This window comes from Rhodococcus sp. RCBS9 (assembly GCF_029457415.1).
In the GTDB taxonomy this organism is placed as follows: domain Bacteria; phylum Actinomycetota; class Actinomycetes; order Mycobacteriales; family Mycobacteriaceae; genus Rhodococcus_F; species Rhodococcus_F qingshengii.
The window spans coordinates 1,985,059-2,010,735 of sequence record NZ_CP120422.1; the positions used below are offsets into that span (position 1 = coordinate 1,985,059).

A 25,677-nucleotide genomic window follows, 5' to 3' on the forward strand; every position below is an offset into this window, starting at 1 on the left:
ATCCTCACAGTCCGTACGTTTTGCCGATGATGTCTCGCTGAATCTCGTTGGTACCACCATAAATGGAGGACACAAGAGTCTTTCGCACATGGTGCTCCATGTCGAACTCAGTCGCGTAACCGTACCCACCCATCATCTGCATCCCCTCGAGCGCGACCTTCTTGGCGGTCTCGGTCAGCTTGAGCTTGGCCATCGACGCTTCCCGCGGGAACATCTTGGTCGGGTTGGCGTCGACCATTCGGGCCACGCTGTAGACCAGCAGACGGCCGCATTCGATCTCCGTGGCGAGATCCGCGATCCGGTGGCGAAGCGCCTGAAACGATCCGACCGGACGGCCGAACTGCTTACGCGTGGTGACGAATTCGAGGGTGTCGTCGAAAGCGCGCTGCGCGGTCCCGAGCATCATCGCCGCGAGGATGAGGCGTTCGATGTTGAGTCCGGCCATGAGTTGACGCCAGCCGTTGCCGACTTCCCCGACCACCGCGTCGTCGGGCAGGAATGTGTCGGTGAAGTAGAGATCGTTGACCTCCTTGCCGCCCATGGTGTCGATTCCACTGATCTTCAATCCGGAGATGTCGGCCGGGACATGGAACATGGTCAAGCCCTCGTGCTTGCCTTCACCTCGGGACGTGCGAGCCACCAGAAGGATGTTCTCGGCGAAGTGCGCGTTGGAACACCACGTCTTCTGGCCGTTGATCAGCCACCCACCGTCGACCTTCTCGGCGCGGCAACTCAGATTTCCCACGTCGGAGCCCGCTTCGGGTTCGGACATCGAGATCGACTGAGACGCGCCACGGACGATCCCGCCGAGCACTGCCTCCTTCTGGGCCGGACTGCCGAACTTCTCATATGCAGCCCCGGTGATGACGGTCGGGCCCAGTCCACCGATCGGCGCCATGCCCTTGGCGGCTTCCTCCAGGAAGATGCACAGGTCGACCGTGCTTCCGGCGGATCCGCCGTATTCCTCCGGGACAGTCAGCCCGAGCCATCCCAATTCTGCCATCTTCTCGTAGAACGCCTGGTTGTGGTTATGGGCGCCATGATCGGTCAGCAGGTCTCGCTGCTCACGGGTACCACTTTCCTTCTTGCAGAACGACGCTACCGACTTGGCGAAATCAGACTGCTCCTGCGTGAAATCCATGTACATCGAAAACTCCCGAGTGAGATGAGGCTGGAGGCTTGTCGGAGCTCGGTCCGACGCATACTGTGACTACCAGCACAGTAAATCACATCACATATATGTGATGCACCGACATGTGGAGGATCTGAAGAACATGACAGAACAGCTCGGCCGCCAGAGCACGTCCACGTCGACAGATCCGAGATCGGACGATCACACTTTCGCGAGCCTCGACCCTCGCAACGATTCCGTGGTCGCGCAGCACCCCATTGCAGACCAGCGAGAGATCGAGAAAGCGGTCGCCGCAGCACGCACGGCGTCGAAGTGGTGGGATCAACTCGGATTCCAAGGCCGCCGGAAGGTGCTCGGCAATTTCCGCGCCGCGATCGCCACTCACGCCGAATCGATGGCGGCGATCATTTCCGCCGAGACCGGAAAACCCAGCGACGACGCACTACTCGAAGTCATGCTGGCCGTCGAACATCTCGACTGGGCGGCACGCAACGCACAGAAAGTGTTGCGCCGCAGACGCGTCGGTGCAGGACTGATCAGCGCCAACCAGTCTGCATCCGTTGGCTACCGGCCGATGGGCATCGTCGGCGTGATCGGCCCCTGGAACTATCCGCTGTACACACCGATGGGGTCGATCGGCTACGCACTGGCCGCCGGCAACGCCGTAGTCTTCAAACCGAGCGAACTCTCACCAGGCGTCGGCGTCGAGTTGGCCCGGCTGTGGAACATCGCCGCACCCGGACACCCTGTCCTGCAGACCATTACCGGTGACGGAAAAACCGGTGCACTTCTGTGTTCGTCCGGTGTCGACAAGATCGCATTCACCGGTTCGACCGCTACCGCAAAGCGCGTAATGGCCGCCTGCGCGGACACCCTCACCCCCCTGGTCGCCGAATGCGGCGGCAAGGACGCCATGCTGGTGGACTCCGACGCCAACCTCGATGCGGCCGTGAGCTTCGCGGCATTCGGGGCAGTGGGCAACGGCGGACAAACCTGTGCCGGCGTCGAACGAATCTACGTCGCAGCGCCCGTGTACGACGCCTTCCTGTCCAAGCTCACCGCCGCGCTACGAGACGCCCACGCCGGCGCCACCGACAGCTCGACCTACGGGCCGATGACGCTGGGAAAGCAGACTGGGATAGTCCGGGGCCAGATCGAAGACGCTCTCAGTCGCGGCGCGAAAGCTGTACTCGGCGGACTTGATTCGTTCAACGGTCCGTTCATCGATCCGATCATCCTGACAGATGTTCCGGAGGATTCCACGGCGATCACCGAGGAGACGTTCGGCCCGAGCGTCGTGGTGAACAAGGTCGCCGACATGAACGAGGGGATCGAGCGCGCCAATGCATCGAAGTACGGCTTGGGCGCCTCGGTGTTCACCAAGAGTTCGTCGAAGGGCCGAGCGATTGCCGAAAAGCTCGAATGCGGTGTCGTCACGGTCAATTCGGTTCTCGGATTCGCCGGAATCGCCGCCCTGCCGTTCGGCGGGGTCGGCGATTCCGGATTCGGCCGTATCCACGGAGCCGATGGGCTGCGTGAGTTCAGCAGTGTGAAATCACTGGCCGTTCAGAAGTTCAACGCTCCGCTGGACCTGCTGACCATCGAGCGAAAAGCCAGGGACATGAAGATCTCACGTTGGATGCTGGCGAAACGCCACGCGAAGTCCTGAGAGATCAGGCGATCAGCCGGCGGTGACGAGCACCTGCTCGTCGCTGTCGGCTGCTTCGAGTTCACGAACCAGCGGAAGCACCTTGGCCCCGAAGTATTCGATCTCCTCCTGGAAATGCAGGAATCCGCCGAGAATCAGATCGACACCGCGACGGCGATATTCGACGATCCGATGCGCGATTTGTTCCGGCGTGCCGATCAGTTGTGAGCGGAAACCGTCGTTGTACTGAACCAAGTCCTCGAACGTCGAATCCGCCCACATCCCGTCCTTGGACGCGGTCGATGCGCCGGCCTGTTGGACTGCATTCTTGAATCCCTCGACCGCAGGGCGGTTGGCCTTGGCGATGATCTCGCGCAGTGTGTCCTTTGCTTCCGCCTCGGTGTCGCGGGCGATGATGAATCCGTTGAGCCCGAACTTGACCTCCCGATCGTTCTCACGAGCAACACGGCGAACGTCGACCAACTGTTCGGTGACGCCGTCGTAGTCCTTGCCGTTACTGAAGTACCAATCCGAATACCGGCCCGCGTTCTCACGGGCTGCCGCCGAGTTACCACCTTGGAACAGTTCGGGATTGGGGCGCTCCGGAGTGTTGAGAGGCTTCGGCTTCAACGTGAAGTCGTGGATGCGGTAGAAGTCGCCGCGGAAATCGACGTCGTCCTCCGTCCAGATCTTCCGAAGAACCTGAAGGAACTCGGCGCTACGCCGATAACGCTCGTCGTGCTCGAGCCACGGCTCGCCTAGATGTGTGAACTCGTCCTTGAACCAACCACTGACGACGTTGACGGCAAATCGACCGTTCGACAAGTGATCGGCGGTAGCGCCCAGTTTCGCCAACACGGCCGGCTGCCAGAGTCCCGGATGCACCGCGGCGATCACCTTGAGCTTCTCGGTGGCCAGGAGAAGCGCAAGGCTGAAGCTCGTGGATTCGTGCTGGAATTCGGCCCCGTAGCTCGCCTCGTAACGTACCTGGCTCAGGGCGTACTCGAAGCCGTTGTTCTCGGCGGTCTGTGCCAGCTTCTTGTTGTACTCGTAGTCCCAGCTGGTCCGCTGCTCGATGTCGGAGGTGACCAGACCACCACTGACATTGGGCACCCAGTAGGCGAACTTGATCTCGTCGGCGATACGTTCAGTAGACATGAAACCCAGCAAACATGCAGTTCCCAGTGGTTTCCAGGGTAGCGATCACACAGGTTGTAAGTGTTGGGTGGGTGCTGCGACTGTGAAACGGTGGCAGCATGACTGCTGTGGACATTCAGGAGATCGCGCACCGCATCACCAGCGAGGACGAGGCGCTCTCGGTGGCGTCACAGCTGTCCGACGAGTTCGCGGCAGGTGCCGGAGTCCGCGATGCGCAGCGCCTCCTTCCCCACGACGAGGTTCGCACCCTGGCGCGGTCCGGCTTGCTCGGACTCTCGGTGCCGAAGGAGTTCGGTGGCATCGACGCAAGCACCGAGACATTGGCCGAGGTCTTCCGCCTACTCGCCGAGGGCGATCCCAGCATCGCGCAGATTCCGCACAGCCACTTCACTTTCCTGGAAGCGCTCCGGTACCAGGGGTCTAACGAGCAGAAGCAGTTCTTCTACGCCGAAGCATTGTCGGGCAAGCAGTTCGCCAACGCCCAGAGCGAGCGCGGCAACAAGACCATCGACATCGACGGCACCACTCTCACCCCCGACGGGGAAGACTTTGTGCTCGAAGGTCGAAAATTCTATTGCACCGGAGCGCTCTTCGCAGATTGGATCGTGGTGCGTGCCGCCAATGCGGATCAATTCACCGAGACCGGCGCACAGGCGAAATCCGCGGTCTACCTACCCCGGAATACTCCCGGACTGTCGATCGTCGACGACTGGGACGGCATGGGACAGAAGACAACTGCAAGCGGAACTGTGACCCTGGAATCCGTTTCGGTGCCGCGGTTCAATGTCGTACCATTCACGTCGCTCTTCACTCACCCGACCACCTACGGAGCACAGGCCCAGATCCTGCACGCCGCGATCGACACCGGCATCGCGTCGGCTGCACTGCGTGAATCCGTGAAACTCGCGGCAAAGGCGCGTCCCTTCTTCGAGGCGAAAGTCGATACAGCGGTGGAGGATCCACTGCTCGTTCAACTCGCCGGCGAAGCGGCAATCGAGGTTCGCGCTGCCAGATCCCTCTTGGCGGAAGCAGCGCGATCGATCGACGTGGCGCGTCGTGATCCCACCGAGGACTCCACGGCCCGAGCATCCATCGACGCTGCAACTGCCAAAGTGGTCGGCGCCAGGGCGTCATTGGCGGCCACGAGCACTTTGTTCGAGATCGGTGGCACCAGAAGCGCGGGCGAATCGGCGAACCTCTCGCGGTTCTGGCGTGACGCGCGCACGCACACCCTGCACGATCCGACGAGGTGGAAGGTCCAGCACATCGGCCGGTGGACACTGTCCGGGACAATCCCACCGCGGCACGGGCTGCTGTGAACACACTCAGTCGGAGTTCATATATCCGCTGATCAAGACTTCCAGTCCTTCCAAGTAGCTCTCAGTCGTCGTCCCTCCCGGCCAGTCCTCGAGCACCTCACTGAGCACCGGCAGTTTCTCGGGCCCGATTTCTCGGATCTTGAACGCGAGAGGTGACACGCTGCCTTCCGGTCGCGTAGTGGTGTCGTAGATGTTGAGCAATGCGCCGAGTGTGTAGTTCCACAGCGCTCGATAGACCAACAGTGCGCGACGAGGTGACATACCGAGTTCGACACACGCGGCCATCGCCCGATCGACCAAGACCACAGCGCCGCTCCCACCACGGCCACCGCGCTGAAGCAACTCGATGATCCAGCGCTCCGACGCCAGCGTTTCGAAGATCGCGGTGAAGATCGTGCGAAGCCGTTCGACCTGATCCTGCGGCAGGACCAGCGCGCCGAAATCTTGTGAGTACACATCGAGCACCGCGCTGATCAGCTGTTCCTTGTCGCCCACGTGCCGGTACAGCGCCATCGGCGTGGTGCCGAGCGACTTCGCCAACGCTCGCATGCTCAACGCGTCGGCGCCGCCGGTCTGTAGCTGCCGTTTCGCCTCGTCGACTATCTGCTCCGACGTGATCGTCGGGGGACGTCCGAGCCGCGGTGATCTCGGTTCCATCTTTTCGGCCATCCGTCGATTGTGCGCGCCCCTGCTACGACGCTCTCGCCCGGGGAACCCCTTGCATCTCAGTCGCCAGCAAGGTAAACCTAACTACTTATGAGAACGCGTATACAAATTAGGTACCTGCAATGACAACAACAACTCGAGCGGTAGCCGCACCGGCTCTGGTCCTCACAGCCGCCGCGGCAGCGCAGTTCCTGGTGGCCTTCGACATGTCGGTCATCAACGTCGCGCTGCCCGACATCCAGGAATCGCTGAACTTTTCCGACGCCGGGTTGTCCTGGGTCGTCAACGCGTACGCCCTCGCCTTCGGCGGACTGCTGCTTCTCGGCGGTCGTCTGTGCGACGTGATGGGCACTCGTCGAGTTCTGGTTTCCGGGCTTCTGCTGTTCGCCCTCGTCAGCATCGTCGGCACCTTCTCCGTGTCCGCCGAAATGCTTGTCGGAGCTCGGGCGCTTCAAGGCGTCGGCGCTGCACTGATCGCGCCGGCCGGGCTCGCCGCCCTCAGTCAGGCCTTTCCCACCGGACGCGCCAGGGCCAAGGCATTCGGCATCGGCGCAATGTCGTCAGCACTGGGCGGCGCACTCGGTGTCGTCCTGAGCGGCATTTTGACCGAAGGGCTCAGTTGGCGATGGGTGATGTTCGCCGGCGCACCAGTGGCCCTGATCGCCGCAGTTGCCGGTGCCCGCGGCCTGCCGGCCGGCCAAGCCGCCAGAGGCGGCTCTCTCGATCTCCCCGGAGCCATCTTGGCGACGGCCGGAATCACCGCCCTTGTCGGCACAGTGATCGCCACGGAATCACATTCCTGGACTTCGGGTTACGTGCTGGGTGGATTCGCGCTCACGATCGCGCTGCTCACTGCGTTCGTTGTGGTCGAAAGCCGCTGCGCCACACCACTGGTAAGACTGTCCACCCTGCTTCGACCCCGAATCGGACTGGCCAACGCCATCATGTGCCTGGTGTGCGCGGCACAGTTCAGCGCGTTCTTCTTCGTCTCACTCTTCCTGCAACGCGGGCTGGGCTATTCACCGACCACCACCGGTCTGGCTTTCCTGCCCTTCTGCTTCGGCCTGGTGATCGGCATCCTCGCGTCCACCAAACTCCTTCCGCGCTACGGAGTTCGACCGTTGCTCGTAGTCGGAACAGCAGTCGCCGCAATCGGAACTTTCATGTTTTCGACCATGAACCTCGACAGTCCCTTCTGGGCCGTCATCCTGGTGCCTTCGCTTCTGGCGAGCATCGGCATCGGTCTGTCGTTCATGCCGCTCAGTAACGTCGCCACCGCCGACGCTCCCCCCGAAGAAGTCGGCATGGCATCCGGGCTACTGAGTACATCGCGTCAGATCGGCGGTTCACTCGGACTAGCCGTTCTCGTGAGCGTCGCCGCTTCCTCGACGGCACGTTCGGACAGCGCGCCGACCGAAGCACTGGTTTCCGGATACTCCCAAGCCCTCTTCGTCTGCTCCGGCCTACTGCTGGCCGGTACCCTCCTGTCCTTCTTCTTCCCACGAATGGATCGTTGACCTCAGATGTTCACCACCCGAACCGCATTCGGCATCGTCTCGGCGCTTCTCCTGACCGTCGCCGGCGCAAGCGCGTGCAGCAGCTCCGCCGAGTCCGACGCCGCCTCTGCAACTCGCTCCGTCACCCACGAACTCGGCACCGTCGAAGTTCCGGCCTCACCGCAGCGCATTCTCGCGCTCGACGAGTACGCGGGGTTGAGTGCACTCGCACTCGGCGTGAAGCCCACCGTCGTCTACAGCACCCTGCGATCGGACGTCGCCAAGTCGATCCTGCGCGAGCAGGGCGTCGAAGTTCTCGACAAGCCGACTTTCTTCGCCAACCCCGCCGTCGAGGAGATCGCGTCCGTCGAACCCGATGAAATCTTGATGAGCAATGCCGGTCCATTACCGAGCCTGTTCGCTCAGATCAACGCCGTGGCGCCAACCTTGGTCCTCCCGTACTCGGCGCCGTGGCGTGATGTGCTCGAACAAGCTGGGGCACAGCTCGATCGAGGCAGCGAAGCAACCGCCATGATCGGAAAGCTGGAATCCGGTCTCGAAGGCGTCAAGTCCGCGGCTGCCGGCCAGAGCCTTGCGATCCTTCTCGGCTACAGCGGAAACCTGTTCACCGTGCCACCGACCACTCCCATCTCCACACTGGTCACCGAGGCCGGATTCACCAGGCCGGCATCGGAAATCAACGCGACCAACAATCAAGACACCGGCACGATTTCCCCCGTCTCGCCGGAACTCCTACCCGAGCATGCGGCGCAGACCGTCGCCGTACTTTCCGGGCAGCAGTACGACGCATCCATCGTGCGAAACACTCCACTGTTCGACAACCTGACGCCCGATCCGGCACACGCTCTGGACGTCAGCGGTGATCTCTGGTTCGGCAGCCATCCTTTTGCCATCTACTGGATCATCCAGGATCTGGACGGCATCGCACATGGCAAGGGGCAGAACAGTATCGGAACCCTCGACAGCGCCGACGCGCGATGGGCGGCATTCAGCGCGCTCTGACGTCCTGACGGAAGGTCAGCGGAGAAACACCCACCCGGGTGGCGAAGAACTTCGTGAAGTTCGCAGAATCGTCGAACCCCAACTTCGACGCCACCTGGGTGACCGTGTCCGTGCCGAAAGACAGCAGACGTTTCGCTTCGAGAACCACACGCTGATCGATGTACTGCTTTGCCGTCATCCCGGCAGCGGCTCGGGTGGCCCGCAGCACAGTCTTCTCGGAGTACCCGATCTTGTTGGCGTACTCCGAAACCGAACGGACCGTGGCGAAGTCACGTTCGACAACGGCATGAAACCTTTCGAACACGTCATTGTGCGCCAGCACGGAACTCTGTTCCTGTCCACCGAGATGGGTCAGTTTCAACAGAATTGCTGTCAGCGTGTGCCGCAGAATGGCCGCGCGAACGACCGGCGCGGAAGTATCCGGGCAGCCGTAGTTCAGGTTCAGGTGTTTCATACCCGTGTTGATGGTCTCGAGGTTCTCGCCGGACAACTGCCACGCTGCCTGCCGACTGCGGGCGTTCCCGTCCAACAACTGCTGGCTGACGGCATCGAGCGACGAGGGCGTGAACAGAACAACCGTCGCCTCGAAGTCCTGGATTCGCCCCCACTGTTGCACCTGCCCCGGTCTGACCCAGAACACGGTCCCCGGGCTCACCGCGTAGTTCACGAAGTCGATGGTGTGTAGCGCCGAGCCCTCGGTCACCAGCGCGAGCAAGTGAAATTGCGGACGTTGGGGGCCGACGAACTCTGCGCTTCCCCCGTTGATGCGAATGGTGTCCAGGCTGAGTACTTCGATCTCGGTCGCGTCAGCCACCGACGATGCGTACCCGACGTCGCGGACGGGTACTTGTCTGTTTTTCACTAGTTCGGGACTCATCTTCACCGTGACCGAATACCCGAATGCGACATATCGTCAGGGTATCAATCAGTTCACGCTCGGATAGGAATCTTCCAGTGCAGACATCACGCTCGGAAACAGCAGGCAAGACGCAACTCACCTACGTCTTCGACGCCTATTGCGGGTGGTGTTTCGGCTTCGGCCCTGCGTTGACGGAGTTCGTCCGTCAAAATGCCGATTCCATCGACTTGTCCGTGGTCAGCGGCGGACTGTTCACCGGTGAGCGCGTCGCGCCCATGTCTTCGGCTCCGTACCTGAAATCAGCCAACGCGACCATCGCCGCCCAGACCGGCGCTGTCTTCGGTGACGGATATTCACAACTGGTGACTGATGGGCGGTTCGTCATGGATTCGACGGATGCAGCGATCGGACTCGCCGCACTGCGCGCGCAAGATCCGACACGCGCCCTCGACATCGCGGAGGCCATGCAGATCGCATTCTACCGAGACGGTCGCAGCCTTTCCGATCCCGAGACGTACCGATCCATCGCGGAATCCCTCCAACTCGACCCATCTGCCGCGGTGTCTTCCCTGTTCACCGCCGCCTCGAAGGATGCCGCCCGCGCTGATTTCGTCCGAGCACGCAGGCTCGGCGCCACTTCGTTTCCGACGCTGTTGTTCCACGGGAGCGACGGGTCCGTCGTGAAATTCGGTTCTCCGACCAGTACCGCGGCCGATCTCACCCGCGACCTGAACACGTGCGTGCGGGCGTATGCGGTGGCTTGACCCACGCACTTTTGCGAGCGAAAGGTACGCCCGGCGCCTTCAGTACGCCGAACGTACCTTTCGCTCAGCGTGACTTCACCCAAATCACTTCGGCCCCCTTCTGGTTTGATGAACACCGAACGAATCGCACCAAAGGGGAAACGACAGTGGTTTCAGATCCGATCACGGGCCTGGAGATGGAACTTGCCGACATGTGGCAACGAGGACGCGCCCAGGCGCGCACCTATGCGCGCGCAATTCATCCCAAACTCGATCCGGCGCTCTACCCGGTTCTGGTCATCCTGAACCGTTCGGATGCGGTGCGGATGTCCGACCTGATCTGCACCCTCGATATCGAGAAGTCCACCTTGACCAGGCAAATCGACGCCGCAGCTCGACTCGGCCTGGTGGAACGAATCCCCGATCCCGACGACGCTCGCGCCAAGTTGGTAGCTCTGACCCCTGAGGCGCGAACGAAGCTCACGACCATCCGCAATCACCAGATAGATCGCTGGCGCGCCCGACTCGCGAAATGGGATACGGACGACATCACCACGCTGACAGCGCTGCTTCACCGACTGGGCAGTTCCGAGGACTGACGACAAATTAGTCGTGATGGGCAGCCCACTCGAACAGCCGGACGATTTACGCCGTCACGACAATTCTGCAGCAGCACGCAGAATCAACTGGGTGACCTCGTGCGGGTGGGACGCCAAGGATGCATGGCCTGCGTCGAGTTCCTCGATCTCGCGGGCACCGATACGCTCTGCCATCCATCGCTCGGTTTCCGGCGGAATCATTCGGTCCTGCCCTGAAACCTGATACCAACTGGGCTTCCCACGCCATGCCGGCGGCCCTGACGGGTCCGAGAAGCACTGACCCGCAATGGGTTTCTGCGTCAGCGCCATGACCAATGCTTCCGTGTCGTCGAGATCCTGACTGAAACTCTCCTGAAACTTGTCCGGGGCGATCCACAAGAAGCCCTCGGCGTCCGGCGCGATGTTCGCCGCGCCCGCCGGCTGATCCGTGCGGGCGAAGATACTTCCCAGGCTGTCACCCTCGTCCGGCGCAAAGGCAGCGATATATACCAGTCCCACAACGTTTTCCGCATGACCCGCGCCTGTGATCACCGCGCCGCCGTACGAGTGTCCGACCAGCAGGGTCGGGCCGTCCATCGATTCGGCCAACTTCCTGGTCCGGTCCACGTCGTCGGCGAGCGAAGTAAGTGGATTCTGGACCGCAACCACTCGATGCCCGGCGTTGTGCAGGGTGGGTATGACGTGACGCCAATGAGAACCGTCTCCCCAGGCTCCATGCACCAGAACGATGTTTACCTTCTCTGCCATGACCAACTCCTCCAGATACGCAGTGCGACGAATACTCCGACGATCGGCAAGCCTTCGAAACCCAGGCCTTGCCTGTTACCCACGTTAAGGGGATCCTGGATCAATAACCATGACCAGATTGCCAAGTTTTTGTGCAGAAACGCCGAATGCTCGAGACCATCGGAGTGATCGATCCATGAGGACAACATCATCACAGCGGTACGTACCCACCACCGACGAGAGTCGAACCCGGGACACCCTCTCGCACGTTCTCGAAGTCGTCCACCTTCGCGGTGATCAGATTCATCGCTGCGTCCACGGCGAGAACTTCACCGTGGAGGTACCCACTGGGGTGCGAGCACTTCACATTGCCGAGCACGGTGACATCGTGATCAGAACGCAGGGCAAAGCCCCGATCGAACTCGGCCCCGGGGAACTCGTACTGTTACCCCATGGGCATGCTCATACGATCGAGAATGCGATGCCGATGCACCCGAAAAACGAAACATGTTGGCTTTTCGGTACTTTCACACTCGACGACGTCGCAGCGCAGCGACTGCTGTCCGTTCTGCCGGACTTCGTCGAACTGCGCGCGACACAAGGGACCCCGGTCGAGTGGCTCGATGTGAGCAGCCGACTGTTGGGCGCCGAGGTGGACGATCCGAAACCTGGTTCCTCCGTGATGGTTTCCCGGATTCTCGACCTTCTCTTCGTCCAGATCCTCAGAGCGTGGGCTCGAGCGGACGGATCGAACGGCGGATGGTTGACCGCAGCAATGGATCCACGAATCGGGCAGGCCCTCGAGGCCGTCCACAACGACCCGTCACGCAACTGGACCATCGACGAACTGGCGACGCTGTCCACCCTGTCGAGATCGTCTTTTGCGGAGCGCTTCTCGCGACTGGTCGGCCAGACGCCCGGCGCTTACATCACCGAGCGCCGACTCGACCGTGCCGCCGAACTACTCGTGCAAACCACCGAGCCGGTCGGAACCATTGCGATAACTGTCGGCTACGAATCCGATGCCGCGTTCAGCCGCGCCTTCCGTCGACGATTCGACGCCTCGCCGTTGAACTGGCGAAAGTCCAACTCCCACAATCACTGACGTCAGGTCGCAGCGATTACACCTGCGACCGGGATCCGGCCGAGAACTGCAACGCGGAAGTCCACCATCGCGCGCTCCACGTGATTGGCGCTCGAGACCACAACCACGCCGGTCGCGCCTCGATCGGCGAGAATCCGCGCAGAGTTGATCGCATTCTCGACTGTCGACCACGAAGTTCCCTCTTCGGTGATCCGGCCCGGGTTGACGCCGTTGGCAACGAGCCATTCGCGCATCGCCCTGGCTTCCGTTACTCCGGCCTTCGGAGCCCCACCGCTTGTGATGATCGGAGACTGCGGGTACTGACGGGCCAGCTGGAGCGCCGCCTGAAGCCGGTCGACCAACATCGGACGCATCGTGCCGTCGTCGAAGAGGCCGGCACCCAAGACGACGATGTTCGTGCCCACGGGGTTGAGGTCGAGCAGCACGGGCGACTGGCGTGTCAGCGTCTCAGCACTCGTGCACGCAAGAATGAGAGACCGCACCGGTGTTTGGCAGCCGCCCACCGTCGACAGGATGCCGTTGACGACCGTCGTCGGAGTGATGTCGGCACTCGCTGTCGCCGGCGACAATCCCACTCCGGCTGCGGCGATTACCGAAGCAGCAATCAATCCCTTCGTCAGAGACCTACGAACATTTGCCATGTAGCCGAACCCCCAGATTGTCGATTGTCCAGCCCACGGTAACGAACATTTCGTCGCGATTGCATCATTTGACTCAAATTTACTGTTCACTGACCGTCACACAGATTAAACATAAATATTGGGCAACAATTCGGGTTCGAAACCGTCATCTACCAGCATCTCGAATCGACGCGCCTGCCGCGTTACCGATCTGAGCTGCAGCATCCCCGAGCAGGCCGGCGACACTGAACGGCAACAATTCGTTGTTGCAGATCACGATGTTGCATCCGGGTGTTCCTGCTCGCCCCGTCCCGACCATCGTGTCGAAGATCAATTCGGGGTTCGCGAAGCCGACGAGCTGTGACGGATCGTCGATGAGCGGACCACCCGACCCATGCACGGGAGGCTCGACGTACGGCGGCGGTGGAACGTCCACGATCGAAGCGACGACAAGCCGCAAGAACTCCTGGAGATAGAGATCCCGAGGCGCGTTCTGCCACACCGGATGCGAAACATACTTGCTCACCGGCGCATTCACGGAGTAGAAGTCCTCGCCCGCGTTCACCCAGGTCAAGAAGCCGTACCCCCCATTGGACGGAGAGGGCGCGGACAACTCGTCGAGGTAGGCGGAGCCGATCAACGTCTGATCACGCCACGCGCCTCGTTGCACCATCAGCTGACCCAGTCTGGCCATGTCTCCCGGCCGGATTGCCAATCCGAGAATCAGACACGTTCACAGAGAACCACAGACGCATCACGTTTGGGAAGAGTCCGCCTCCATTCCGAGCGCGCGACGCGCTCCCAGCGCCATGGTGACCTGTACAAGATCTTTCGGTGACGACAGGTCAAGTCCCGTCAGCGAACTCGCTTTACGCAGGCGGTACACGACCGTGTTCGGGTGTACGTGCAACTGCCGAGCGGTGGTAGCTCGATCGAATCCGGAGTCGATGAAAGATTCGAGCGTCTCGAGCACGGCAGGATCGGACTCCAACGGCGACAACACATCTGCGAGGATCGGCAGCGCAGCGCTCGGGCGGGTCAGTTGATACTCGACTGCAAGATCCTCGAGACGCACGACCCCACTTGTACGGCCGTACTTTCGGGCAACGTTCAGCACCTCGCGCGCCTGCGACACCGCTGCGGGAATTGCGGGCGGTGCCGCGACATGTACGGCGGCAACCGTCGATGCACCGATGACCTTCTCGAGATCACCCAATCGTCGACACAATGAAAGATATTGCGGACTCGACGCCCAGTTCCCCTCAGCGGGTTCCGATTCCACAATAGGAATCAGTACGGCTCCGCCACTGCTCCCGAGCACCCCGAGCGCTTTGTCACGCCCCACCTGATCGAGCTCTCGTTGCAGGTGGCGCACCTTTCTCCGCTCGGCGACGGCAGTGTCCACCTCGGTCGAGGACTCGTCGTCATTCCGTTCGACGTGCAGCGCCACCACCCAGTACAGGCGCGCCAACCTGATGCCCACATCGTCGGAGACCCGATCAACATCGACACCCGTCGAAAGTGCTACGAACAATGACCTTCGCGCAGAATCCTCGTCCGTCTGGGTGGCATGGTCGGAACCGTAGCCGGCAAGAACCGCCGACGCGGAGGCCGCGGTGTATGCATTCAGGAGTCGTCCGGTGCGGGCAAGTGCGACACCGTCTTCCGGGACCGCCCATTCGCTGATGGTCTCCCACCACAGCCCGGCTGCCAGGTGATATGCCCGCAGCACCTCACCGAGTGGAACCAATTCCTGAGCCCGTTGGCGAGCCGATTCGCTGATGTCGGCGAGCAACTCGGGCGTCAGATCGGCGCCGGTCCGCAGCATCGAAATGAACAGTTCCAGATTGCGCCTCACGATGGTGGTGACGTCGTTACGCAATGCCTCGTCAGGGAGCAACCGGTAGAAGGTGACGTCGCGGTGGACCAGATCGACTGTCTCAATGACCAGTGGATGGGTGCGTTGCGCCAGTCGGTCGGCCAGAGATCTGCCACCAACCAGGATCGGCTCGAACGGCAGATTTTTGTTTCCTGACACAAAACCCTCCACAGAATTGAATTGCCACCACAAGGCCGACCTGCCTTTTTCCTATCACTATGTAACCCACGCCACTCACGAATTCACAATCAGCGGCGTAACTGGAAGTCCCACCTTCGACCAAGAGGAGCCTCGAGTGACGTGGAAAACGCGCAGCGCAGCCATTCTGGCAGGCGTCGTGGCTGCCGGTTCGATCGCGGCTCTCGGGACCGGTGTGTCGAGTGCCGAGACACCGGTCAGCACTATCCAGTACGTCGCACTCGGCGATTCCGCGGCGGCCGGCCCACTGGTCACCGCGCAGGACTCGTCGTCACCGGGCTGTCTACGATCACTCGACAACTACCCGTCCGTGGTGGCGCGAGAACTCGGCGCTCAACTCACGGATATGACCTGCTCGTCGGCGCGATCCGCCAACGTCACGGACACCGCACAATCGACGTTCTCCGGTCAAGTATCACCGCAGGCAACAGCATTGGGGCCTGATACCGACCTCGTCACCATCACCATCGGTGCCAACGACATCTCGTTGTTCCCGACAGTTCTGAGTTGCGTCAATCCACTCCCCGAACCCGCCGGAACGTCCTGCCGTGACAAGTTCACCTCCGGTGGCGTCGATCAACAGCGACAAATGATCGAAAATGCGTCCACAGGTTGGAGTTCCATGATCGAAGTCGCGCAGGATCGAGCACCTTCGGCGCGCATCGTCGTGGTCGGATACGGAACATACATCCGTGGTGGCGGCTGCCCCGGCACTCAGCCGTTCTGGCCGCGCGACGCCGACTATCTCCAGAGTGTGATCGACTACGGCAACACGGTCATGGCAGCAACTGCGGCCCGTCACGGCGTCGAGTACATCGACATCACCGAAACCACTGCCGGGCATGACATCTGCACGGACCCTGCCACTGCTTACTACACGGGAATCGTCCCTACCCAGCCGGCGGTTCCACTGCATCCCACTGCGGCCGGGATGCAGGCGATCGGGAAAACGGTCGCCGACGCTCTGTCCTGAGCTTCTCCCCCAGCACAATTCATTCAGCACTCGCGAAAAGGGTGGAACAATCATGTCAATTCAACGAGACGCTCCGCCGCTGCCGTCCGTCGACGGCGCCCCTGTCGGAACACGTGACAAACTTCTCGGCGGCACACTCGTCGCCCTGTTTCTCGCGAACATGCTCAACTTCTTCGACCGGGCGATCCCCTCGGTCGTTGCCGAGCCGATCAAGAACGAGTTTTCGCTCAGTGACTTGCAATTGGGATTGATCACCTCTGCATTCACCCTCGTCTACGCAGTCGCAGGACTGCCTCTGGGCCGGTTGGCCGACACGAAGAACCGTCCCAAGATCATCGGGATCGGACTCCTGGTGTGGAGCGGACTGACGGCAGCAACCGGTGCCGCCGGCAGCTACGTGCTGTTCATCCTCGCGCGTCTCGGCGTCGGTGTGGGCGAAGCAACCTTCACACCCGCAGCAAACTCGATGATCGGCGATATCTACCCGGCGGAACGACGCTCACGCGCACTTGGTGTCTTCATGCTCGGTTTGCCAATTGGCCTCATGCTCGCCTACTTCACCGTCGGCAAGATCGCCGAGGCATTCGACAGCTGGCGTGCACCGTTCTTCCTCGCGGCGATTCCCGGTGTCCTGCTTGCAGTCGTGCTCTACCGCATGGCAGATCCGGTTCGTGGTGGTTCCGAAAGTCCGGAGGCCCGCGCAGCCGCTGTTTCACAGGCACCGATCACCCGCCCGATCCGTCGTCTGCTCGCAATTCCCACGCTTCGTTGGCTCATCCTTGCCGGGCTGACGTTCAACTTCGCCGCCTACGCAGTGAATTCGTTTGTCGTCCCACTGCTCATGCGCCAGTACCACCTGAAGCTGACTGCGGCGGCATCGGTCACGGGCATCATCGTCGGAATCACGGGCCTGATCGGATTGCTTCTCGGCGCTCGCTACGCGGACAAGGCCAGCGCACGCTCACCGCGCGCACGGTTGATGATCGGTGTCGGAACCTCGGCATTGGCGGCACCTTTGACGGCGCTGGCACTGTTGCAACACGGCGGAAACGTCGTGATGTTCACGCTCTTGTTCTCGGCCGGGTGGCTTCTGGCCTACGGCTTCTACATCAGCGTCTACCCTGCCATTCACGACGTCGTGGTTCCCAGGCTCCGCGGCACTGCGACGGCGCTGTTCTTCGCTGCCATGTACCTTCTCGGCGGATTCTCCGGACCGGTTGCCGTTGGAGCGATCTCGGACTGGTTCGCCAAGCGTGCGCTTGCAGATGCCGGTACCGGGAAGTTGGCTCAGTACGCCGGCGACGGGTTGAACTCGGCCATGTATCTCGTGCCGATCATGTTGGCACTCACCGCGGTATTCATCTACCTGGCTACCCGCACTGTAGGCAAGGACTCCGCGCGCATGCAAGCGGAGCTGAGCCAGGCCTGACCGACAAGTTCACGGGCGGTGGCGGGACCCTGAGGCCCCGCCACCGCCGAGTTCAGTTGACCGTAATCGCCAGAGTCGACAACATGGACCGCAACATGTCCGGCAAGCGAGCGATCATTCGCTGCTCGGTTATCCGAACGGAGACGGGCGCGGCCAGCGTCGCTCGCCACAGTTCCGGTTGATTCTTCATCAGGTTGTTGTAGACCGGGAGCAACTGATCGTTGATGTAGGTCCAACGACCATCCCGGTCCGCCCAGTTGAAGTCCGGAAGCGGCGTTTGCACAACAGCATTGCCCACCGCGAACGAGAGCGGGTTCGACTCGCGTGGCGGCACGACGCCAGGCATCGACGGTGATGCGGCGAAGGTGGTCAGGTAAGTCAACGAGCGACCAACGCTGCCGCGGTAGGCCTTCGCCTCGTCCCACTGATCACCCACCGACTGGTACTGCTCCCTTCGCAGCAGACGCACATTGCCGTCGAAGACCGATTCCGGTGTCCCCGAAGCAATGTTGTTCCACGCGATACGGGCGTTCTCGTCGAGCAGCCCTGCGCGATCGAGTTCGGCGATGCCGTCGACACCGTCGTGAACCCACGCCATGTGCATGGGAATCAGGTCCGAGAAGATGTGTTTGCTCATCGCAATCACTTTCCCCTGGAACCACATCACGTCCTCGGGGCGAATCTCGTGGCCGACCTCGAGAAGTGCCGCAATGTCCTCGGGTGCTCCCATCGACGATGCAACCGGCGACCCGATGCGGTCGATCTCTCGCCAGACCAGTGCCATCGCCTCGCTGATCGCTTGGACTTCCAGCACAACCCGCCCGTAGTCCAAGTCGAGGAGTCCACCGGCGAAAGCGGGCCCGACCATTCCTCCCATACCTGCCCACTGCAGCTCTCGATGCTCGAGCTGGAGTCGCTCGTAGAACTGGAAAGTGTTGGTGAGGTTTCCGAGATTCGCGTGCACACCGTCGAACGGAGTCCACGAAGCGAGATCGATACCTGCCGACTCCGTCCCGACCGCGAGCCAGTACTGCTTGAGCAGTGTCTGATAGCGATGCGGATCCACTCCCGAGGCTCGGGCGGTATCCACCAAAGACCGCAGCGTCGCGGAATCCGATGGCAGAGAAGGATGCAGGCCGCCCGTGGCTTCGGCGTTTGCGTTCACTGCTTCCAGGTCGAGGTACCTGTCGAGCTCACCAGTACCCGCGGACGCCCTGCCTCCCAGTACGACGGCACCGCCGATACCTGCCGAAGCAACGAGAACCGTGCGCGCAAAATCCCTGCGCGTCAGAGACTTCCGCAAGCTCATCGTCCCTCGGCTTCGTCGAACGTCTTTGCCAGCCAGGCGATGTCCTGCATACCCAGCTGATCGGTCACCGTCTTGTACAGGTTGGTCACGTAATCGAGCGGCCCGCACTGCGACGGGAGCAGGTCCACGCTGCCGCCGTCTGCTCGATATGTCTGCGCCAATTGCTCTGCCTCACTGAAGGGAACGAGAAAGTCGTCCTCACAGGAAGAAATCAGAAGCTTGGAAGCCGGCGCCTGCTTTCCCAACGTGTTGTCCGCGTACGCCGCGGCCAGCGCAGGGATCGTTCGGGGCGAAGGGTTGGTGAGTAGGACGTCGAACGGAACGAATGGGAGTCCGAGGTAGAGCGCCTGGCAGGACGCGCGGAAGGCTGCGGCGACGTTGTGACCGATCGGAGTCAGATGGTCGTCGAGCCGAACGTCGGGGTAGCCCGCGTCGAATCCGAGAATGCTCGAGAAGACGAATCCGGAACCGATCCCACCGGCCGCTGTTTCCTCGAACGTTGCGGGGTCGATCATCATCGCCTGAATGGCACTGGCCTGGACGTTCAGTTCCGGCGCATAATCATGGGCTTGTTCCGCGGCAAAGCCCGCTGCGACACCGCCTCCGGCGACACCGTAGATGCCGACAGGGGTGTCTGATTCGAGGCCGGCTTCCGGAAGCGCGAGTGCTGCCCGGACGCCGTCGAGCGTTGCCTTCCCTGAAAACTGTCCGATCGAGAACGGATGGGGAGCAGTGTCGCCGTCGTTGCCGACGTCGCTCATCATCACTGCCCAGCCGTGGCCGAACATCTGAGCCACCGGGCCGAGCGCCGAGAACATCGCCGGGTCGCTCTGATTGCCGCCGGTCCACTGGTGACTTGGTGCGCAGTTCGCGCCGAGGCTGTCGTTCGCCTCGGCGTATCCGATGATCTTGCGATCACCTGGCGCAGTTCCGTCCTCGGGAATCATCAGAATTCCGGTGCTGATCACCTGCCGACCGAAGTGATCAGTGGTGGTGTACATGAGTTGGTGAGCCGAGACCACGTCGGGACGGACCTGGTAGACCTGCACGCTGACCGGACGCGCTTTGAGAAGTGTGCCGGGGGCGGTACCCGGCTCGATTTCAGGTTCGTCGAACCACGGATCATCGGACGAGAGCCCGAGTGGAGTCAATTCGGTGGAAATGTCAGCGCCTTGGAGTGCCTTCACGACCAACGGGTTGAACACGTCGGCCAGGTCGACGGTCTCCTGCGCACCAGCCGGCGACCCCACCGCAAACAAGGCCACTGCCAGGGCCGATGCCGTTCCGGCGCGCCATGACCACCGTCGCCACGTCGAGTCAAACATCGTTCACGAGTTCCTTACTTTCGGGTAATGAGCACCCCTACACTCCCATTCACCTGCATTAACAGACAAGTCGGGCACCCATCCGTTGGCCGAAAACCTCGATCGGGCTTAGGCTGACGGCACCTGTCCGGCAAGTCTGGCGTGGGAGGTTTGTCTGTGAGTGCTCCGACCCGTGTATCGCGAGCTACCGGCGATTCACTCCAAGCTCGACCGCGGCCGTCCAACATCACGTGCAAGATTCTGATGGCCGTGACAGGACTGATCTTCGCCGCTTTCGTTCTCGTCCACATGATCGGAAACCTGAAGGTCTACACCGGTGCCGATCACTTCGACGACTACGCACACTGGCTACGAACGGTGTTCGAACCCTTCCTGCCCTACGAGGGACTTCTGTGGATTCTTCGCATCGTCTTGCTCGCGTCATTGGTCGCACACGTCTGGTGTGCCTGGCTGCTCACCGTCCGCGGACGCCGAGCTCGAGGAAAATTTCGACGTAAAGGTCTGGGAATCAAGTCCTTTACAGCGCGCACGATGCCCGTCACCGGAGCTGTGCTGCTGCTATTCGTCATTTTCCACATACTCGACCTCACGACCGGAACCCGACCCATCGGCAGCAGCGAGTACGAAGCGGCCACGCGCACACAGAGTTACGCATACGACAATCTGATTGCCAGCTTCGAGCGTCCGCTGGGGGCAGCGTTCTACATCGTCGCGATGGCTCTGCTGGCAATGCACCTCGCGCACGGACTCTGGAGCGCGGTCAACGATCTCGGCGTGACCGGCCAACGACTGCGCCAGATTGGCGTTGCACTCTCCGGAATCTTTGCGCTCGTCGTGATGGTCGGAAACATGTCGATCCCCATCGCGGTCATGACCGGCGCCATCTCGAAGACAGGAGCGTCATAAGTGAACAGCTTCGAACTCGACGATCTGCGCAGCATCGGGACACCGGTGGACGGTAAGGTCCCGGCCGGCGATCCGGCGACGGCCTGGCCCACTCGCAAACTCGACTACAAGCTCGTCAGCCCACTCAACCGGCGCAAGTTCACGGTCATCGTCGTCGGTACCGGCCTCGCCGGCGCGGCCTGCGCCGCCTCCCTCGGTGAACTGGGCTACCACGTCGAGTCCTTCACCTTCCACGATGCACCCCGCCGTGCACACAGCGTCGCCGCGCAAGGAGGCATCAACGCCGCTCGCGCTCGAAAAGTGGACAACGACAGTCTCGCCCGCTTCGTGAAGGACACGGTGAAGGGCGGTGATTTCCGGGGCCGTGAGGCCGACTGTTTCCGTCTCGCCGAAGAATCCGTACGCGTCATCGATCACATGAATGCCATCGGGGCACCGTTTGCTCGCGAGTACGGCGGCACTCTGGCCACCCGATCCTTCGGCGGCGTTCAGGTGTCGCGCACGTACTACACGCGCGGGCAGACAGGCCAGCAGTTGCAGATAGCGTCGTCGCAGGCACTGCAACGTCAGATCGCAGCCGGAACGGTCAACCTCCACACCCGAACCGAGATGCTCGATCTCATCGTTTCGGACGGGCGAGCACAAGGGATAGTCACACGCGATCTCGTGACCGGTGAGATCGGCGCCACCACAGGCCATGCCGTCGTACTGGCATCCGGCGGCTACGGAACCGTATTCCACAAGTCCACACTTGCGAAGAATTCCAACGCCACGGCCGCCTGGCGAGCGCACCGACGCGGTGCGTTGATGGCTTCACCCTCGTTCATCCAATTCCATCCAACGGCACTTCCCGTCAACTCCGAGTGGCAGTCGAAAACCATTCTGATGAGCGAATCCCTGCGCAACGACGGCCGGATCTGGGTACCGGCCAAGCCCGGAGACGATCGTGAGCCCGGCGACATTCCCGAAAACGAACGCGACTACTACCTCGAGCGCAAATATCCGGCGTTCGGGAACCTCTCTCCCCGCGACGTCTCTTCACGGGCCGCCCGCGAGCAAATCGACTCCGGTCACGGCGTCGGCCCTCTGAAAAACAGTGTGTACCTGGATTTCCGCGACGCATTGGCACGGCTCGGCCGCAAGACCATCGAGGAGCGATACGGAAATCTGTTCTCGATGTATCGCGACGCCACCAGCGAAGACCCCTATACGGTGCCGATGCGCATCGCCCCCGGAGCCCACTTCACCATGGGCGGACTGTGGAACGACTACGACCAGATGACCTCCATCCCCGGCTTGTTCGTCGGTGGTGAGGCAGGCTGGGGATACCACGGAGCCAACCGCCTCGGCGCCAATTCGTTGCTCTCGGCATGCGTCGACGGCTGGTTCACCCTCCCGTACGCGATTCCGAATTATCTTGCGCCGCTACTCGGATCCACTCCACTCGAACTGTCCGATCCCGCTGTGACGTCGACGCTCACTGACGTGAGGGGTCGGGTGGACCTGCTGCTCTCGGTCGGCGGAACACACGGCCCCGACAGGTTCCATCGACAACTGGGAGAGATCCTCTATGCGGGTTGCGGTGTCACCCGAACGGCCGAGGGCTTGACCAAGGCGATCGCCGAAATCCGCGCACTGCGAACCGATTTCTGGTCGAACCTGCGAGTTGCCGGCAGCGGAAACCAGTTCAACCAGGAGTTGGAAAGGGCCGGCAGGGTAGCCGATTTCCTCGAGCTCGCCGAACTGATGTGCGTCGATGCTCTCGATCGTGACGAGTCCTGTGGAGCGCACTTTCGTGCCGAACATCAGACTCCCGACGGCGAAGCGCAGCGAAACGATCAGGACTGGTGCTTCGTCTCCGCGTGGGAAACCGCCCAGGACGGCAGACACGTTCGACACGACGAGCCGTTGTCCTTCACCGCTGTTCCACTGCAGACGAGGAACTACGTATGAAAATCACCGTGGACGTGTGGCGCCAATCCGGACCTGAGTCGTCCGGCGCATTCGACACCTACCAAATAGACGACGCGACGGTGGAGATGTCGCTGCTGGAGCTCCTCGACCGACTCAACGACCAACTCGTGGAGAGCGGCAACGAACCCATCGCCTTCGATTCCGACTGCCGAGAAGGGATCTGCGGGTCCTGCGGCATCACGGTCGACAATGTTCCCCATGGACCGGTTGCGAACACTCCCACGTGCCGTCAGCACCTGCGCAGCTTCTCCGACGGGGACCGAATCAAACTGGAGCCATTCCGCTCCGCAGCCTTTCCCGTGGTCCGAGACCTCGTCGTCGATCGCTCTGCGCTCGACCGGGTACTCGAAGCCGGTGGATACGTTTCGGTCAATGCAGGAACCGCGCCGGACGCAGACAGTCAGCCGCTCTCGCATCAAAGTGCCGAAGCTGCACTGGACTTCGCCGCGTGCATCGGCTGCGGCGCTTGCGTGGCAGCCTGCCCGAACGGTGCCGCGCACCTCTTCACCGGGTCCAAACTGACCCACCTGTCTCTCGTCACGCAGGGCCGCAACGAACGTGGCAAGCGGGCCCGAGCGATGTCGCACCAGATGGAGGCCGATTTCGGGCCGTGCTCGACCTACGGTGAATGTGCGCAGGTGTGTCCCGCGGAGATACCGCTGACCGCGATTGCCGCTGTCAACAAGGAATCGATGCGATTCGGATTGCGGCGCAAGGACAACTGATCGTCACCAGGCGCCGATCAGCTTCATCCACGCGCCGCCGATAATCGTCCAGATCAGGATGATCACGACGCTCATCACGAAACCGATTCGGAACCACTCCGAGGTCTTGATGTATCCGGAACCGTAGATCACTCCGGCCGGACCGGACGCGTAGTGCGAGATACCGCCGAACAGGCTGCCGATGAAGCCGAACACCAGGGCCGAGAACAGCGGCGGCGCACCGGTTGCCACCGCCGCGCCGAGAAACACCGCGTACATCGCGATGATCTGCGCGGTGTTCGACGCAAACAGATAGTGCGCGTAGAAGTACACCAAGGTCAGGATCGCAAAAGCCCAGATCCACGGCAAACCGTCGACGCTCGAGGAGACCTGGGTTCCGATCCACGAGATCACGCCGAGTTCTTCGAGATGGCTTGCCATACCGACCAGAACGGCAAAGAACACGAGCGTCTGCCACGCCCCGGTGTCGTGGACCAGGTTGTTCCACGTCAGCACCTTGGTCACCAACAGGATGCCGATTCCGACGAATGCTGTTGTAGTGGCGTTGACGTTGAGCTGCGAGCCCAGGCACCAGAGCACCAGCAGCAGAACGAAGGTGGCGGCCATGATCTTCTCGTTGCGGCTGATCGGACCTGCCTTGCGCAGTTCCTCCCTGGCTTGCTCGGGTGCTTTCGGAGTCTTCAACATCGTGGGCGGGAAGATCTTCGACATCACCCACGGGATCGCGATGAGACTCGCAATTCCCGGAACCGATGCTGCCAGCGCCCATTTGCCCCACGAGATGTCGATGCCGATCTTGGCAGCCGCATCGACGGCGACGGGGTTACCCGCCATGGCGGTGATGAACATCGCGGAGGTCACGACGTTGACTTGCAGCGACGTGAGCAGCAGATATGCTCCGAGCTTCTTGCGAGAGTCCTCGGGCTCGGGATTGGAGTCCTCCAACTTGCTCAGTGAGACGATGATCGGATAGACGACGCCACCAGCGCGGGCGGTGTTCGACGGTGTCGCCGGAGCAAGTATCAAGTCCGTCAACGCCATTCCGTAGGACAAACCGAGGCTCGACTTGCCGAGCTTGGTCACGAACATGAGTGCAACCCGTTTCCCGAGTCCGGTGACCAGGAAGCCTTCGGCAATGAAGAACGACGCGACGATCAGCCAGATCGTGGTATTGCTGAAGCCGGACAACGCTTCCGTCGGCGTCTCGGTCTGGGTGATCATGGCGATCGACAGGCCTACCAGCGCCACAGAACCCGTCGGCAGAGGCTGCAAGATCAACGCCACGATGGTGCCGACGAAGATTCCGAGCATGTGCATGCCCTTGGGATCCACACCGTCCGGAACAGGCATGAAATAGATGATCAGGCCGAGGACGACGGGCACCGCAGCCGGGTAGTACCGCCTGAGCACCGATTGTTTCGACGGCTCCGCCGGCGGTGTCGTCTCAGAAAAAGACTCAGTGCTTTCGGATTTGGCCTCGGACATTTGCATCTCCTCGACTTGTCGCCCCAGGTGATCGCCCCAGATGATTGTCCCCCCAAACATCAGGTTTTCGTGCGGTCAATCCAAGTTCGAGAGAAAATGCCCGGAAGTACAGTCGTCCTCACGAGGCGCTGTCTCGCACCGACGCTTCAGTGGGAGAATGCCCATCTCGCAAAAGATTGTGCCAATCGATCAACAGAGGCGCGGGCGTGCTGCACGCTTGAATCTCGGAGAGTTGTTCAACCTGCTTCTTCGAAAGGTATTCGTCGGCAAGATGTTTGGGTCAGGACTGCGCGGATTGCCGACCTCGACCGGATCTTCGCGCGTGATGTGATCCAATTCCGAAGCATGTCAGCCGACAGACAGACCCACGAACCGAGAAG

At 61.5% G+C, this 25,677-nt stretch carries 24 protein-coding genes; 12 read left to right on the forward strand and 12 right to left on the reverse strand.

The window, feature by feature from the left end:
• Positions 1 to 4: 4 nt before the first annotated feature.
• A complete protein-coding gene (locus tag P0M12_RS09525) occupies positions 5 to 1,147 on the reverse strand; it encodes an acyl-CoA dehydrogenase family protein (RefSeq protein WP_003942871.1) in 1,143 nt (380 codons plus the stop codon).
• Positions 1,148 to 1,274: 127 nt separating this feature from the next.
• Between P0M12_RS09525 and P0M12_RS09530 the strand changes: the two genes are divergently transcribed.
• The gene (locus P0M12_RS09530) at positions 1,275 to 2,801 is read left to right on the forward strand and encodes an aldehyde dehydrogenase family protein (protein WP_047269450.1); all 1,527 of its coding nucleotides are present in this window, start codon (positions 1,275 to 1,277) and stop codon (positions 2,799 to 2,801) included.
• Between the two features lie 12 nt (positions 2,802 to 2,813).
• Here the strand turns inward: P0M12_RS09530 and sfnG are convergent, their stop codons facing one another.
• Entirely contained in the window at positions 2,814 to 3,938 is a 1,125-nt protein-coding gene (gene sfnG, locus P0M12_RS09535) for a dimethylsulfone monooxygenase SfnG (RefSeq protein WP_007730790.1), read from the reverse strand.
• Between the two features lie 98 nt (positions 3,939 to 4,036).
• Here sfnG and P0M12_RS09540 point away from each other — a divergent pair, with 98 nt between their 5' ends.
• Positions 4,037 to 5,257 (forward strand): SfnB family sulfur acquisition oxidoreductase, encoded by a 1,221-nt coding sequence (locus tag P0M12_RS09540; RefSeq protein WP_047269410.1) that lies wholly within the window; start codon positions 4,037 to 4,039, stop codon positions 5,255 to 5,257.
• Positions 5,258 to 5,263: 6 nt separating this feature from the next.
• Here the strand turns inward: P0M12_RS09540 and P0M12_RS09545 are convergent, their stop codons facing one another.
• Positions 5,264 to 5,926, reverse strand: a complete 663-nt coding sequence (locus P0M12_RS09545) for a TetR/AcrR family transcriptional regulator (protein WP_052959793.1) — start codon at positions 5,924 to 5,926, stop codon at positions 5,264 to 5,266.
• 119 nt (positions 5,927 to 6,045) lie between these two features.
• Here P0M12_RS09545 and P0M12_RS09550 point away from each other — a divergent pair, with 119 nt between their 5' ends.
• Together P0M12_RS09550 and P0M12_RS09555 are read left to right on the forward strand one after the other, a co-directional pair.
• Positions 6,046 to 7,440 carry an MFS transporter gene (locus P0M12_RS09550; RefSeq protein WP_003942889.1) on the forward strand — a complete coding sequence of 465 codons (1,395 nt, stop codon included), beginning with the start codon at positions 6,046 to 6,048 and terminating at the stop codon, positions 7,438 to 7,440.
• Positions 7,441 to 7,446: 6 nt separating this feature from the next.
• The gene (locus P0M12_RS09555) at positions 7,447 to 8,442 is read left to right on the forward strand and encodes an ABC transporter substrate-binding protein (RefSeq protein WP_047269409.1); all 996 of its coding nucleotides are present in this window, start codon (positions 7,447 to 7,449) and stop codon (positions 8,440 to 8,442) included.
• Here the strand turns inward: P0M12_RS09555 and P0M12_RS09560 are convergent.
• Complete coding sequence (locus tag P0M12_RS09560; protein ID WP_047269448.1) at positions 8,429 to 9,256, reverse strand: AraC family transcriptional regulator; 828 nt, start codon at positions 9,254 to 9,256, stop codon at positions 8,429 to 8,431. The two genes, P0M12_RS09555 and P0M12_RS09560, sit on opposite strands and share 14 nt — an antisense overlap.
• A 140-nt stretch (positions 9,257 to 9,396) precedes the next feature.
• Here P0M12_RS09560 and P0M12_RS09565 point away from each other — a divergent pair, with 140 nt between their 5' ends.
• A complete protein-coding gene (locus P0M12_RS09565) occupies positions 9,397 to 10,065 on the forward strand; it encodes a DsbA family protein (protein WP_007730785.1) in 669 nt (222 codons plus the stop codon).
• Between the two features lie 146 nt (positions 10,066 to 10,211).
• Positions 10,212 to 10,643 carry a MarR family transcriptional regulator gene (locus tag P0M12_RS09570; RefSeq protein WP_003942924.1) on the forward strand — a complete coding sequence of 144 codons (432 nt, stop codon included), beginning with the start codon at positions 10,212 to 10,214 and terminating at the stop codon, positions 10,641 to 10,643.
• A 54-nt stretch (positions 10,644 to 10,697) separates the two neighbouring features.
• Here the strand turns inward: P0M12_RS09570 and P0M12_RS09575 are convergent, their stop codons facing one another.
• Together P0M12_RS09575 and P0M12_RS09580 are read right to left on the reverse strand one after the other, a co-directional pair.
• Positions 10,698 to 11,390 carry an alpha/beta hydrolase gene (locus P0M12_RS09575; protein WP_047269408.1) on the reverse strand — a complete coding sequence of 231 codons (693 nt, stop codon included), beginning with the start codon at positions 11,388 to 11,390 and terminating at the stop codon, positions 10,698 to 10,700.
• Positions 11,391 to 11,580: 190 nt separating this feature from the next.
• A complete protein-coding gene (locus P0M12_RS09580; RefSeq protein ID WP_228402310.1) occupies positions 11,581 to 11,748 on the reverse strand; it encodes a hypothetical protein in 168 nt (55 codons plus the stop codon).
• On the opposite strand from P0M12_RS09580, the gene P0M12_RS09585 reads away from it, so the two are divergent.
• Complete coding sequence (locus P0M12_RS09585) at positions 11,671 to 12,474, forward strand: AraC family transcriptional regulator (protein ID WP_228402304.1); 804 nt, start codon at positions 11,671 to 11,673, stop codon at positions 12,472 to 12,474. The genes P0M12_RS09580 and P0M12_RS09585 overlap by 78 nt on opposite strands.
• Before the next feature lie 2 nt (positions 12,475 to 12,476).
• On the opposite strand, the gene P0M12_RS09590 is transcribed toward P0M12_RS09585, so the two are convergent.
• Genes P0M12_RS09590 through P0M12_RS09600 form a run of 3 tightly spaced genes read right to left on the reverse strand, consistent with a single transcriptional unit; the run spans position 12,477 to position 15,132 of the window.
• Positions 12,477 to 13,205 (reverse strand): YdcF family protein, encoded by a 729-nt coding sequence (locus P0M12_RS09590; protein ID WP_030536059.1) that lies wholly within the window; start codon positions 13,203 to 13,205, stop codon positions 12,477 to 12,479.
• 55 nt (positions 13,206 to 13,260) lie between these two features.
• Positions 13,261 to 13,788 carry a hypothetical protein gene (locus tag P0M12_RS09595; protein ID WP_047269406.1) on the reverse strand — a complete coding sequence of 176 codons (528 nt, stop codon included), beginning with the start codon at positions 13,786 to 13,788 and terminating at the stop codon, positions 13,261 to 13,263.
• 60 nt (positions 13,789 to 13,848) lie between these two features.
• Positions 13,849 to 15,132: a PucR family transcriptional regulator gene (locus P0M12_RS09600; RefSeq protein WP_047269447.1), complete on the reverse strand. Its 1,284-nt coding sequence runs from the start codon at positions 15,130 to 15,132 to the stop codon at positions 13,849 to 13,851.
• A gap of 136 nt (positions 15,133 to 15,268) precedes the next feature.
• Between P0M12_RS09600 and P0M12_RS09605 the strand changes: the two genes are divergently transcribed.
• Complete coding sequence (locus P0M12_RS09605) at positions 15,269 to 16,144, forward strand: SGNH/GDSL hydrolase family protein (RefSeq protein ID WP_042446375.1); 876 nt, start codon at positions 15,269 to 15,271, stop codon at positions 16,142 to 16,144.
• A 52-nt stretch (positions 16,145 to 16,196) separates the two neighbouring features.
• Positions 16,197 to 17,573 carry an MFS transporter gene (locus tag P0M12_RS09610; RefSeq protein WP_003942962.1) on the forward strand — a complete coding sequence of 459 codons (1,377 nt, stop codon included), beginning with the start codon at positions 16,197 to 16,199 and terminating at the stop codon, positions 17,571 to 17,573.
• Positions 17,574 to 17,625: 52 nt separating this feature from the next.
• Here the strand turns inward: P0M12_RS09610 and P0M12_RS09615 are convergent, their stop codons facing one another.
• Both P0M12_RS09615 and P0M12_RS09620 read right to left on the reverse strand, forming a co-directional pair.
• Positions 17,626 to 18,882 carry a hypothetical protein gene (locus P0M12_RS09615; protein WP_052959792.1) on the reverse strand — a complete coding sequence of 419 codons (1,257 nt, stop codon included), beginning with the start codon at positions 18,880 to 18,882 and terminating at the stop codon, positions 17,626 to 17,628.
• Complete coding sequence (locus tag P0M12_RS09620; RefSeq protein ID WP_047269405.1) at positions 18,879 to 20,207, reverse strand: lipase family protein; 1,329 nt, start codon at positions 20,205 to 20,207, stop codon at positions 18,879 to 18,881. The genes P0M12_RS09615 and P0M12_RS09620 overlap by 4 nt, the downstream gene beginning before the upstream one ends.
• 156 nt (positions 20,208 to 20,363) lie before the next feature.
• Here P0M12_RS09620 and P0M12_RS09625 point away from each other — a divergent pair, with 156 nt between their 5' ends.
• From P0M12_RS09625 to P0M12_RS09635, 3 genes are read left to right on the forward strand one after another with little or no spacing between them, the layout of a single operon-like run.
• A complete protein-coding gene (locus P0M12_RS09625) occupies positions 20,364 to 21,113 on the forward strand; it encodes a succinate dehydrogenase cytochrome b subunit (RefSeq protein ID WP_277377623.1) in 750 nt (249 codons plus the stop codon).
• Positions 21,114 to 23,066 (forward strand): fumarate reductase/succinate dehydrogenase flavoprotein subunit, encoded by a 1,953-nt coding sequence (locus P0M12_RS09630; protein WP_007730764.1) that lies wholly within the window; start codon positions 21,114 to 21,116, stop codon positions 23,064 to 23,066.
• On the forward strand, positions 23,063 to 23,812 hold the full coding sequence (locus P0M12_RS09635) for a succinate dehydrogenase/fumarate reductase iron-sulfur subunit (protein ID WP_003943253.1): 750 nt from the start codon (positions 23,063 to 23,065) through the stop codon (positions 23,810 to 23,812). Before P0M12_RS09630 ends, P0M12_RS09635 begins: the two co-directional genes overlap by 4 nt.
• A gap of 3 nt (positions 23,813 to 23,815) precedes the next feature.
• Here P0M12_RS09635 and P0M12_RS09640 read toward each other — a convergent pair whose 3' ends face one another.
• A complete protein-coding gene (locus P0M12_RS09640; RefSeq protein WP_047269403.1) occupies positions 23,816 to 25,297 on the reverse strand; it encodes an anion permease in 1,482 nt (493 codons plus the stop codon).
• Positions 25,298 to 25,677 lie beyond the last annotated feature (380 nt).